Below are 12,996 nucleotides of genomic sequence, written 5' to 3'. Positions count from 1 at the left end.
AAGCTGTAGAGCCAAAATTGCGCTAAACTCAACTTGGCCCAAAACTGCCATCAATCTAAAATCTAAAATCTAAAATCAACAAGCTGTAGAGCCAAAATTGCGCTAAACTCAACTTGGCCCAAAACTGCCATCAATCTAAAATCTAAAATCTAAAATCTAAAATCAAAATGACTGTCCAGCTAAGCGACATTGAAACTCAACTAGAAACCCTCGGTCAAGAGTCCAAAAGTGCGATCGCCACCGCCAATACCCTCGAACAACTCGAACAGTTGCGCGTCGGCTACCTCGGCAAAAAAGGCCAACTCTCTCAAATTTTAGGCATGATGGGCAAACTGTCGCCAGACCAGCGGCCCAAAGTAGGTGCGATCGCCAATACAGTCAAAGAAGCCCTGCAAGCCGATTTAGAAGACAAGCGCGCCGCCCTCCAAACAGCCCAAATCCAAGCCAAATTAGCCTCAGAAACCATCGATGTCACCATGCCGGGGATTTTTCGCCCCCAAGGCCGCGTTCACCCCTTAAACGCCGTCATAGACCGCGCTCTGGATATCTTTGTCGGCCTGGGATACACCGTCGCCAACGGCCCGGAAATGGAAACAGATTATTACAACTTCGAGGCGCTGAACACCCCGCCAGACCACCCAGCGCGGGATATGCAAGATACATTTTACCTACCAGGTGGCGACTTACTGCGGACTCAGACATCATCAGTGCAAATTCGCTACATGGAACAGCACAAACCGCCGATTCGGATTGTCTCTCCCGGCCGCGTTTACCGCCGCGATACTGTCGATGCTACTCACGCAGCAGTTTTCCACCAAATTGAACTTTTAGCAATTGATGAAGGTCTGACATTTACTGACTTGAAAGGCACAATTAAAGAGTTTTTGCGGCAAATGTTCGGGCAAGATTTGCCAATTCGTTTCCGCACGAGTTACTTTCCGTTTACCGAACCTTCGGCCGAAGTAGATTTGCAGTGGAACGGCAAATGGCTGGAAGTTTTGGGCTGCGGAACGGTCGATCCTAACGTTCTTAAAGGAGTCGGTTTAGACCCTGAAAAATATACTGGGTTTGCTGCCGGTTTTGGGGTCGAGCGGTTCGCAATGGTACTTTATGAAATCGACGACATTCGCCGGGTTTATGCTAGCGACTTGCGCTTTTTGCGGCAATTTTAAAGCATGGTTTGGGGTCGGTTCTACAAACCATCGAGAGATTTTGCTTAAGCTACATCAATTTTTCAGTTTCAAGTAAGCAGACAATAGCGACAAAACCATAAGATATGGTGGGCGGGTGAGTGCAAGTAACTCTGGCTATCCGACTTCTTTAAGGTCAAAACCCGCCCCCTCACATCAGTTTATTCATGCCCGCTTACTTAAGTAGACAAGGCCTTTGCACTTACCTACTTATTTATTTTCTAATTGCTAAAAACATCCTTGATGCTGTCAACAGCGCGCTCTACAGCATTCTTGGTATTATCTACTGCTTCCTGAGTCCGAGCTGAATCTTCCGATGCTCTTTTCTCAATTGTGGCCGCATCTTTCTTAGCTTTGCGCTCTACTACACTACCATCCTCCGATGCTCGATCGACTTTAGCAGCATTCGTCTTGGCAGTTTCCTTAACCTTCTCTTCTGTATCTCGGATGAAGTTCTTGGTTCGTCCAGCATCTTTGCTGGCTTTTTCTTGAACAGCATCGCCCGCATCTGCTGCTGCGATCAAGTTTACAGCAGGAGAGGCCATTGCTGCGGTGCTAGAGAAGAACGCACCAGACCACACGAAAGCCATCGCTGACACGCAAAGCACAGTTGCAGCCATCAAGCGCCCGACAGTCGAAAGCCGTTTCGTAAAAGAATTCAGTTTCATACAATACACAATCAGATATGACATTCTATTTCTACTCGATCAGAGCGAGCGGCTGAACCGTTCTCTAGAGAGAGGTTATCCGCCAACGAACGGTTAAAAAATTTCCCCCTTTTGATAGATGGACGCAAAGAATGTCAGTCAATTTTAGATTTTAGATTTTAGATTTTAGATTTTAGAGTTGACTCCCCAGCCGCCATTTGGAATCTTGAACTTTGGTGAGTAGATTGTATATTTTAGATTAAAGATTAAACAATTGATGTCAAATCTGTTAGGGTCGGAATTATTCATATATCTCTTCTCGACTTCTGCGTTAATCTGCGTCAATCCTTTGTCATCTGCGGTTAAGAAATTTTCTTTTTTTAACCGCAGATGAGGGCAGATAAACACAGATTAACGCAGATGAATGATATCAATTCCGGTTCCACCATCCATCGGTAATTGTTGATTGTTGACTGGATTTGACTATTCCTATGCAACCGGAATTGATATGACTCCACAACCGGAGCGCAGAGCCGCGCGCTTAAGTAGATAGGCGGGAAAAATTATGTTTATGCAACTAAACATTAACTAGCGTGATTCAAGTTAAATTTAACACATTGTTTACGACCAGTAAGTAGGTGCGACAGTCAAGCTATCATCAACCGGGCGATTGTTTTCATAAAATATCGCTTCTAAGGATTATTTCACGGAGTGACCATCGCTTTGGGCTACATACATATTTTGCCACTCATCTACTTATTTAGGAATAGGTTTTTCCCGAAATTGTGCGTGGGAGCTCAACAGATAATACTTATAATGACTAATCACAATTTAGCAAAAAAGTCAATACCGTTTCATCAATTCCCTTTAGTTTCAAAGGCTTATATTTAACAATGCGATTTTCCTCAACATAATCTGCAACCGCCGCCGAAATTAGCACCGTGTTTGGTTCCGTCACCTCTTGCAAGCGGGCGGCAATATTCACGCTTGGCCCGATCGCAGTATAATCCGATCGATCAGGGCCGCCAAACATCCCCACCACCGCAGTACCCTGGTGAATTCCGCAGCGAAACCGCACCGGAGGCACGCCATTTTCCCCAACAATTCCCTGCTCCAACCAGCCCTTGTTAAGCTCCTTGAGAGCTCGCAGCATTTGCTCAGCAGCAGCCACAGCGCGGCGTACTTGCTCATTAGGCGTTAATTCCTCCGGCGCGCCAAAGAAAGCCATTACCGCATCTCCAACAAACTTGTCCACCGTACCGCCACTGTCAAAAATAGCCTTAGTCATTGCCGCCAAATATTCATTCAACAGCTCAGCTACCCGGCGCGAGCGCAGCGTATTTGCCATTTGAGTAAAACCGACAATATCGCTAAACAAAATAGTAATCAATCGCGGTTCCGGGCGCAAATCCAAAGCCAAATCTCCAGCCGCTGCTGCCTTCACCATCGCCGGCGGCAAAAATCGGCGCAGCACCGACTCAGTTAAATAACTGTTCAACTGCTGCACTCGCCGCTCGTTTTGTTTGAGGGCGATCAAATTCCGCACTTCCGCCAACAATTCTCGATCATTAAAAGGCTTGGACAAATAAGCATCCGCACCCCGTTCTACTCCTTCAATTCGAGTATCTTCGTCGGCTTTAGCAGTCAGCAAAATTGCCGGAGTTCCCTGTAATTCCTCATCCTCTCGAATCATCTTAATCAAATCCAAGCCCGAAATCAAAGGCATCATCAAATCAGTTATAATTAAATTAGGGCGACGTTTTTTAGCCACGGCAAATCCTTCTTCTCCGTTGCGCGCCAACAAAACTGCAAACCCGGAATCTCGCAGAATTGCCGACACATAAAAGCGCAAATCTGGATTGTCGTCAACCACCAAAACCGTTCCCACTGCTGTTTCTGATCGGACAGGATCGAGCGCCTCAAAGTTATGATTTTCTGCCTCATTTTCCGACAAATCCGCCTCCACATCTGCCAGTTCCACCGCAGCTTTCGATGAGTGAAACTCCGCAGGTATTTCTAGTACCTGTTCCGGGGGCAAGTGCGTCGAACCGAAGTGCAGCCAAACGGTAAAAGTAGTACCTTCGCCGTAAACTGACTCAACTGAAATTTGACCGCCGTGAAGTTCGACTAATTCTTTGACAAGTGCCAAACCTAAACCGCTGCCTTCGTAGGAACGGCTAGCTGAACCTTCGGCTTGGTGAAAGCGCTCGAATAAATAGGGAATTTGTTCGGTGCGAATGCCGATACCCGTGTCTTTTACTTGTAACAGGCAGTGAGCGCCGGCCGATTCAACTTTGAGGGTGATAGTTCCGCCTTCTGGGGTGAATTTAACAGCATTTGATAGCAGGTTGTAAATAACTTTGTCGAATCTTTCCAAGTCCAAATAAAGTAAAGGACATTCTTGCAGTTGGGTAATTAAGTGCAGTCCTTTTTTCTCGCAGTAGGCGCGGAACGACTCTGCGGTAGAGTAACAGAAACCGACTAAATCGCAGGGGCGGAAACTCGGCTGCATCCGTCCGGCATCGAGCCGCTGCAAGTCCAGCAGTTGATTTACCAAGCGTAGGAGGCGGCGGGAATTACGCAAAGCGATTACGGCTTGTTCGTAGGGTAAGTCTTCTTGACGCCTGCAAGCTGATTCCAGAGGGCCGATAGTTAGAGTTAGAGGCGTGCGGAACTCGTGGGAGATATTTTGGAAAAATTCGGTTTTGAGCCGATCGGCTTCCAGAAGCCGTTCTGCCTGCTGTCTGGTAGTCTGGTAGAGGCGCGACTGCTGCACGGCCAGAGCAGCTTGAGTTGCGACTATTTGAGCCAGGTCAATGTCTGAGATGTTCCAGCGGCGGATGCTGTGATTTTGGCGCAGGGAAATGCTGCCGATGATTTTGCCTTCTGAGAGCAAGGGAACGACTAACAGGGCGCGGGCTGGCGATCGAACTTGCAGTTCTGTAACATTTAATTCGGGGTGTTCGTCGAGGTCTTCGATCGCCACCGGCTCTTTTGATATCATAACTTGCAGCAACACCGGATTGCCCCGAATCGGCACCAAAGACTGTGGTAAAGAAGGATGGGCAAAAACCCAGGCGCGAGTGTTAGCAGCAGCATCGCCAGAAGCCGTCTCGTAGCCCAGAGGGTTCGCAACTACCTCTGGATCAATAAAACCCTGTTCTACAGCCACGGTATCCCTATCTGTGTCGTATAGCCCCACGCATTGGACGTATTCATCATCTTCTGTCCACAGAGATAGGGCGCAGCCGTCAACTTGCAAAGCTTGGCCGAGTTGTTGAGTAATGGCTGCAAAAATATTTTGGGGATCGAGACTCGATCGAATTGCCGTAGTAATAGTATTGACTAAGGCCTCGCGCTTGGCCAGCGCCCGCACCTGTTCGTAAGCCCGGGCTTGAGAAAGCGCCAAAGCCGCTTGGTCTGCCACCGTAATTACCAACTGTACCTCGTGGTCTTGCCACTGGCGCGGTTCCTCAAACTGGTGCAGCGCCAACACTGCCATCAGTTCGATTTTGTAAAATAGCGGTACGATCAAGCTCGATCGAATATTCGCAGCTTCGTAAGCCTGCCGTCGTTGCTGATTATCCCAGTTTAAAACTCGATCGTCAGTTTGGGCATCTTGAATCACCTCCACATCCAGAGTTTCCCAAACCAAATCCGGAAGCAAATCTGGGGAGAGTTCGGCTGCAGAAGTATCACCGGGCATCGCTTCCTCATCGCCCTGCTGCCCTTTAGTTTCTGCCTTCTGATAAACGAACCACTCATCGGCCACCCGGCCGTCTTGGAACGGCCGCAGCAGACAGCAACTCACCTCAAACATCTGCCCGACAGTTTCCACAATTCTTTGCAGCATTTGCTGGTAATTGGGAGCCGATCGGATAGTATTGGTAACGGCATAAAGCAGCGATTCTTGGCTCAAAGCACGGCGCAGTTCATTGGTGCGCGTTTTCAGAAGATTGTGAGTCTCAACAGCTTGACTGACAAGATTTATCAGCTCTTGAGCATCCCAAGGCTTGGTAACGTATTTGAATACTTTGCCAGCGTTAATAGCTTCAACTAAATCTTCAACATCCGTATAGCCAGTTAAAATAATTCGGATCACGTCGGGGTACTGAGCCGCCGTCAGGCTGAGAAACTCCGTACCGCTCATTTTTGGCATTCGCTGGTCGGAGATAATCACTGCTACTTCTCCCTCTTTTGCCAAAATTTCGAGAGCAGCGGGGCCAGATTCGGCTCTGAGCACTTTGTAGTCTCGATGGAAGGTGCGGTAAAGCAAGTCGAGGTTATCCGGTTCGTCATCGACGATCAGAATTTTTAGTTTAGGATTTTCTTGGGAATTCATGCACCGTTCTCCTGTGCCCCGGGGCTGTTCGATTTAATAAGTCTGATTAAGGGAAGAATTCGCCGATTTAACTTACTGAAGTCATACCATTTTCGATTTTCGATTTTCGATTTTCGATTGCGAATGACTGATGACATAAGGATTGGGAGTTTGCCTAGAGTGCCATTATTTTGGGGAAATGGTATCACAATAATTCGTGGATATGAAGTTGTTGTGAGTAGGTCGAGGCAAGCATCAACCTTGATTTTTGATGTCTGGGTTTTCAATTCGGAATTCTTCTGAGCCACAGTTATCTGTCGTGCACCCCAATTTTATTATTTAATGATATTCACATAAACTCATCTCCCGATAGATAATTTTGTTTCACCCCTTACCTTTATGCAGCAGGAGAGCAAACACAAAGGTGGTCATTTTAACTGCCGTCTGGATATCTCAGAATACATAGGAATAACCGTCCTGATTGTGAGTTGATTTGCCAAAATTATGTTTGAGCCTGGCTCCGGGGAGTGTTTTATTTGGTATGTGAAAGCTGCCCGCAGCAAGATACAATAGACAACCAACATCTTCGCCGGTGTTTTTTCCCACAATTAACAGCAACTTTAACAGTCAGCCAAGGATACCGACCACAATCCGGCGCCGAGCCCCTGACTGATATTCGGGGGTGGCCCACAGACCACAGAGGTGTCTGTGGGAGTGACGCAATTGCTGTACCATTTTAGTTAGACTTGCACTTTTTTCCCCGATCTCGGCATTTTTTGTGCCTCCTCCAGACCAACGCCCAAGCCAATTACTGCGGCGAAACACCGCAAGTTCGAGCATCCATCTGTTAATCTTAGCTAGGGATGTACTCTGTGGAAACCGATCGGTCGATTTTAGATTTGAGATTTGAGATTTTAGATTTACTCCACAGATGAATCGCGGAGCTTGAACTAGGGTCGAAAATTTTGATCTGTCCCCGACGAGTGTCGGTGGCTTGTATCGGTTTTTGGGCAGGGTCAATCAGCTCGATCGAGGTTTTGAAGGTCTCGCGCGCAGCAGAGTATCGAACCGACGGGGAAAACCCCTGCAGACAGTTTCCAGGCATCCAAATTTAAATTGGAGGTTGGAAAAGTACCCAGTAGCTCAACAGGTAAGGCAGGTTTGATCGGGGATGGGCGATGGATAGCCCAGAACTGCTGAAAGCTGGGGTGCCAGGTCGGGGGGTGGCGGGGAACATCCGACGCGCCAGTGCGCCCGGTGTTAGTATGGTCAGTCGTTGAGTTTTTCAACTACCGCTTGACGGATAAATTATATTCGATCGGGTATTTCCGTAAGCAGAGAGCGGTAGGATTCCGGGAACCTGACGTTAAAACCTTTGTGATTGTTTTTAATACCTTGCCCGCTAAGCTGTCGCGCATTTAATTTGTAAGCTACTGTTTACCACGAAATTGGGTCTAAAGCCCCGTCCTTATAGGACGGCTTTAACTACAAAGACTGTGAAGATTTGTTGGATACACAGACTTGTAAGTAAAAATTTTTGTAAAAGTGGTAGACTATTGCAATGATAGTATTAGAGTTTAAGTTAAAGGGCAAAGCGGAGCAATATCGAATCATCGACGACATGATTCGGACGGCTCAATTTGTGCGAAACAAAACTCTTAGACACTGGATAGACAATCAAGGGATTAAGCTAGTAGACCTGTACAAACAATGCGCCGTTATGGCTAAAGAGTTTGAATGGGCGGGCAAGCTTAATTCAACGGCACGTCAAGCTTCAGCGGAACGTGCCATTTTTGCTATAGGGCGTTTCTTTGCCAATTGCAAAGCGAAAAAACCCGGAAAGAAGGGATATCCACAATTCAAGAAGCACACTCGCTCCGTTGAATACAAACAATCAGGCTGGGCGCTTTCTAGCGACAAAAGATACCTAACATTTAAAGACGGTTTTGCTGCTGGAAAATTCAAGTTAATCGGCAGTCGGGATTTGCATTTCTATGCGCCCGATGAGATTAAGCGAATCAGAGTTGTACGCCGTGCCGACGGATACTACGCCCAATTCTGTATCAACGTTGAACGCTCATTGGAACTTGTTCCGACTGGTAAGGCTATTGGAATAGATGTGGGATTGAACCACTTCTATACCGATAGCGACGGTGAAACAGTTGCAAACCCTCGGTATCTCCGAAAAAGCGAAAAAGCTTTGAAGAGATTGCAGAAGCGAGTTTCTCGGAAAAAGAAAGGTTCCAAGAACCGGAAAAAAGCTATTAACAAGTTAGGAAGAAAACACCTGAAGGTCAGTCGGCAGCGTAAAGACTTCGCCATAAAGACGGCGTTGTGCGCGGTAAAATCTAACGATTTTGTAGCCGATGAAGACCTTCAGGTGCGAAATATGGTGAAAAACCACAAGCTTGCTAAATCAATTAGCGATGCAGCTTGGTCGCAATTTGCTCAATGGTTGGAATATTTTGGGAAAGTGTACGGCAAAACAGTTATTGCTGTTCCACCGCAGTACACATCTCAGAACTGTTCAAATTGTGGCAATCTTGTCAAGAAAACCCTGTCAACTCGAACCCATATTTGTAGTTGCGGAACGATACTAGATCGCGACCACAATGCCGGAAGAAACATTTTGGCAAAGGGCTTGAAACAGGCAGGAATCACTTTAAATACGGTGGGACACACCGGAATTCACGCTGGGGGACAGACCGATCTCTACTCGCTGGTGGCAGCCAAACAGAGATAAGTTCGACTGGATGATCCAAGAATCCTCGTGCCTTCAGGCCGAGGAGTGTCAATTAAACTCTTGTGATGCCGGCCGAAAGCCAGGGATCAAGCTTCAATTTAAAAGCCAAATAGCTTATCCACAAATCTAGTATTAGGGGATGAGTTTTATTTTTTCATAACTAGAGTATTAACTGCTAATAATTTTCCCTTTACCTCAAATACTACTTAAAGTCAAGCACCAAAAAATGTAATTTAATCGGGCTAATAAACTATGCCTATAAGTTACGTTATAAGATCAGTATAACATCAGTGAATTTTCTAAGAGGGTAGCTTAGAAACCAGCGTAAAAAAATTAATATAGTGGCCTGGCATTGTGAATCCTTCCTTTTTTTCCTCACCATCTCACCAACAACAAACCCCCGGACTTTCTGGTTTTTCGATCCGGGTGGCTGCGCCCAACGACTTAACGCAGCTAGCTGATATTTTAGCCATGAGCTTTCACTCCCGCGAGGGGTTTGTAGAATGGGTGTATCCAGTGTTGCGTTTGGGCATTTACGAAGATTTAAAAAATCGACTGCGTTCTAAGGCAGAACATTACATTTGTCTGGTTGCTGAGCTAGTCTCGCGCGAGGAGGGAACGCAGAATTATAGGGCGCACCGAGATCAGCGCATAACAGGAACAGTAGAAATGGCTCTGCGTTCTCGCTTTCCTTGGCAAATCCCTAATTCTGACTATCCTTATTTGTCGAATTTAGCCGTTCACCCGGAGTACCGGCGGCAGGGGGTTGCTCAACAATTGCTCAGCAACTGCGAGGAGACAGCCAAAGAATGGGGATTTTCTGAGATTTACCTCCACGTTCTGGAAAATAATCACCCAGCGCGACAGTTGTACTATCAAGCCGGCTATCGCTTGCAACAGGTGGATTGGAATTGGACTGGTTGGCTGTTGGGGCAGCCGCGCCGGCTGTTTTTACGCAAGCAGATATCGCTATCCTAAGCTAAGTATTTGAATTGATTATCGGGAATTGGGGCTTCGCCAAGAAAAAGGAAAAAATAGCTCTTCTTTCCTTCTATTGTGAATCAATGGAATGGAAATGGGGAATTAGTGATGAATTTTAGTTGACTCTTAAGCCCGATCGCAAAACACAATAAAATTAGTTGCTAGTAAACACTATTTGTTACCAACCCTTGTGTACCTGGGAACACCTGAAAAACTCCATACAAAGTTATATCAACTCCCGTCGCCTCGTCGGGCGTAAAAACAAGTCAAAAATCACGGACGCTGCAACAGGAATTAATCGAATTCATCTGCGTTAATCTGTGTTTATCAGCCCACATCTGCGGTTTTAAAAAGAAAATTTATTAACCGCCCCGGACAATGGATTGACGCTGATTCACGCGGATAATAAGAGATTTATGAATAATCCCAAGGCTAACTGATTTGATATTATACCAAATCCGGCTGGAATACACCCTTATTTTTTAGCATTTTAGAGAGGGACAAAAAGCCACTGTAAGAGCCATGACAAAAGCCGAGTGCAACAAAGTTTCAAGCCCCCGATTGAGTATTGTGAGGAACGCCACAGAAGTTCGGATCTGCTGTGGCGTTTTGTTCGCCAGAACAGGGGACTTTCGCCACCAATTCTAACCCTCAAAGCGCAAGATCTCTGATAGGAAATCCGAGGAGCCGATCGCCCCGTTAACCCCAACCAGATTTGCTAAAACCCGATCGGTTCCTGCTACTTGCAGCAACGTACCGTTCGGAGTGGCGCTAAATTGCAACTGCTGGAAACTCAGGCCGTCGCTCAAAACCAACTTATCGACGCCTACCTCGAAGTTAATGACAGTATCAATGCCGCCATCAGCACTCAACACATATCGATCAAACCCAATACCTCCAATTAAAGTATCCTCGCCCAAGTCGCCAAACAGCCAGTCATCTCCAGCGCCCCCATTGAGAAGGTCGTTATCTTTACCACCAATCAGAGTATCGCTGCCAGCATCTCCGTTGATAGTATCTTGACCTTCATTGCCGTAGAGCAAGTCATCGCCATCACCGCCGTTGATGCAGTCTTGCTGGTCGTTTGCCCCCACCGAGACAGCCCGGTTATCAGCACGATCGCCATAGATGGTATCGTTGCCCTCGTCACCGCAGAGCTCATCGCTGCCGTAACCGCCGTAAATCAAGTCGTCGGCCTGATCTCCGTGTATGAGGTCGTTAGCTTTGCCGCCGTAAATCAAGTCGTTGTCTTCACCGCCACTGATGGTATCGTCACCCTCATCGCCAAACAGTACATCAGCACCGATGCCACCAAAGAGCAAGTCTTGGCCGCCAACATCTTGAGCTCGACTTCGAGCACCGCCGTACATGGTGTCGTCGCCGCTGTCGCCGACAAGGGTATCAGAGCCGAGCTCCCCCCAAATCAGGTCATTATCTTTGCCACCCCAAACACAATCATTGCCTTTACCTGCTTGCACCGTATCATTACCGTGACCGCCGCCGATGATGTCGTTGCCGCTGTCGCCAAAGATTAAGTCTTGTTCCCCAATATCCCCGATTGACTGGGAACTGCCACTGTCACCGAGCAGAGTATCGGCTCCTTCACCGCCGTAGAGGGTATCGGAGCCTAATTGACCGTAGATGATGTCATTGCCTTTACCTCCGTAAGCGCGATCGTTATCTTTGCCTGCAACCAGCGTATCGTCGTCTTGTTGGCCGTGGAGGGAGTCGTTACCGAAGCCTCCGTACAGCAAGTCGCGTCCCTGGGAGTCGCTGGCCCTTTGGTCGCGGATGCCCCCAAACAAGCTGTCGGAGCCGATGCCACCAAACAACGTATCGGAGCCGAGTTCGCCCCAAATCAGGTCATTTTCTTTACCTCCAAGGGCAATATCGTCACCTTTGCCGGTATGGATGGTATCGTCGCCCTCGTTGCCGTTAATGAGGTCTCCAGCCTCGCCTCCGAAAATCAAATCGCGAGCATCGTCAGGACTCTGGGAGTTGTTCTGCCCGGTGTCTCCGAGAATCGTATCCGCACCTCGATCTCCAAACAGGGTGTCAGAGCCTAAGCCGCCGGCAATCCAGTCGTTCTGTTTGCCTGCAAATACGATATCGTTGCCCTCGTCTCCGTAAACAATATCGGTGTCAATGCCCCCAAAAATTGTGTCATTGTCTTCGTTGCCGTAAATTTCGTCTGCGCCGTCTTCACCTAAAAGCAGGTCGTTGCCTTCCAAACCGACAATTTTTTGGTTGCCTTTGGTGTCTACGATGAAATCATCGCCGTCAGTTCCTTTGGTGGTTTGTCCCTCGGAAAATTGTGAAATAGGCCGGACAAATCCAACAGCAGGTGGTTGCGGCGGGGGCGCAAAGTTAATTCCCGGTTTTTCAATAATGGGCGAACATTGACAGTCGGTATCTGTTTCCCCGATCGGATTTGAGATGATCGGCGATGTCGGCGTTGGTGTGGGAGTTGGCCCATCCGCCCGCAAGATAGCGACAAAAGTAGCGGGAGCGGGACTGATGGCACCGCTGTTGTCTGTGGCGCTATAGGTGAAAGTGGCTCCTGTAAAGTTGCCTGTGGCTTGCAAAAATAGTTGCTGTAACTGTTCTGGCGTCAGGACTTGACCTAGTGTGACGGGTACGCCACCGCCGTTGGCTGGATCTCCTAAAAACAGGACTGCTTGGTCTGGTGAGGGCAGGGTGTTGATGGTGTAAGAGACGATCGACCCGTCGGGGTCGCTTCCTCCCAATCCTGTGACTAACTGGCTGCTGTTGGGGGCGAGGCTGGAGTTGGCATTGTTGGCAACTGGCGGTTGGTTGCCAGTTGGAAGTATGGCCGCGACAGTAGCGGTAGCGGGACTGGTGGCGCCGCTGTTGTCTGTGGCGCTGTAGGTGAAATTGGCTCCTGTAAAGTTGCCCGTCGTGAAGAAAAACAGTTGCTGTAACTGTGCAGGAGTCAGGACTTGGCCTGGTGTCACTGGTACGCCACCGTTGGCGGGATCTCCTAAAAACAGGACTGCTTGGTCTGGTGAGGGCAGGGTGTTGATGGTGTAAGAGACGATCGACCCGTCGGGGTCGCTTCCTCCCAATCCTGTGACTAACTGGCTGCTGTTGGGG

The 12,996-nt window shown here is 47.9% G+C and carries 5 protein-coding genes and 1 pseudogene; 3 read left to right on the top strand and 3 right to left on the bottom strand.

Annotation, left to right across the window (positions count from 1 at the left end):
• The first annotated feature begins 167 nt into the window (after positions 1–167).
• Positions 168–1,172, top strand: a complete 1,005-nt coding sequence (pheS, locus tag QUB24_RS31940; protein ID WP_015177077.1) for a phenylalanine--tRNA ligase subunit alpha — start codon at positions 168–170, stop codon at positions 1,170–1,172.
• 239 nt (positions 1,173–1,411) lie between these two features.
• Here pheS and QUB24_RS31935 read toward each other — a convergent pair whose 3' ends face one another.
• The gene (locus tag QUB24_RS31935; protein WP_333157561.1) at positions 1,412–1,858 is read right to left on the bottom strand and encodes a hypothetical protein; all 447 of its coding nucleotides are present in this window, start codon (positions 1,856–1,858) and stop codon (positions 1,412–1,414) included.
• Between the two features lie 799 nt (positions 1,859–2,657).
• Positions 2,658–6,179 carry a response regulator gene (locus tag QUB24_RS31930; protein ID WP_333157560.1) on the bottom strand — a complete coding sequence of 1,174 codons (3,522 nt, stop codon included), beginning with the start codon at positions 6,177–6,179 and terminating at the stop codon, positions 2,658–2,660.
• A gap of 1,540 nt (positions 6,180–7,719) precedes the next feature.
• Between QUB24_RS31930 and QUB24_RS31925 the strand changes: the two genes are divergently transcribed.
• Both QUB24_RS31925 and QUB24_RS31920 read left to right on the top strand, forming a co-directional pair.
• The gene (locus tag QUB24_RS31925; RefSeq protein WP_333157559.1) at positions 7,720–8,901 is read left to right on the top strand and encodes a transposase; all 1,182 of its coding nucleotides are present in this window, start codon (positions 7,720–7,722) and stop codon (positions 8,899–8,901) included.
• 354 nt (positions 8,902–9,255) lie between these two features.
• Entirely contained in the window at positions 9,256–9,879 is a 624-nt protein-coding gene (locus QUB24_RS31920) for a GNAT family N-acetyltransferase (protein ID WP_333157558.1), read from the top strand.
• 647 nt (positions 9,880–10,526) lie between these two features.
• Here the strand turns inward: QUB24_RS31920 and QUB24_RS31915 are convergent.
• A pseudogene (locus QUB24_RS31915) lies at positions 10,527–12,996 on the bottom strand (DUF4347 domain-containing protein); the annotation flags it as partial.

Origin of the sequence: Microcoleus sp. B9-D4, assembly GCF_036705105.1 — a bacterium.
In the GTDB taxonomy this organism is placed as follows: domain Bacteria; phylum Cyanobacteriota; class Cyanobacteriia; order Cyanobacteriales; family Microcoleaceae; genus Microcoleus.
The sequence above is the reverse complement of the archived record's forward strand: the minus strand, read 5'-3'. Positions and strand labels throughout refer to the sequence as shown.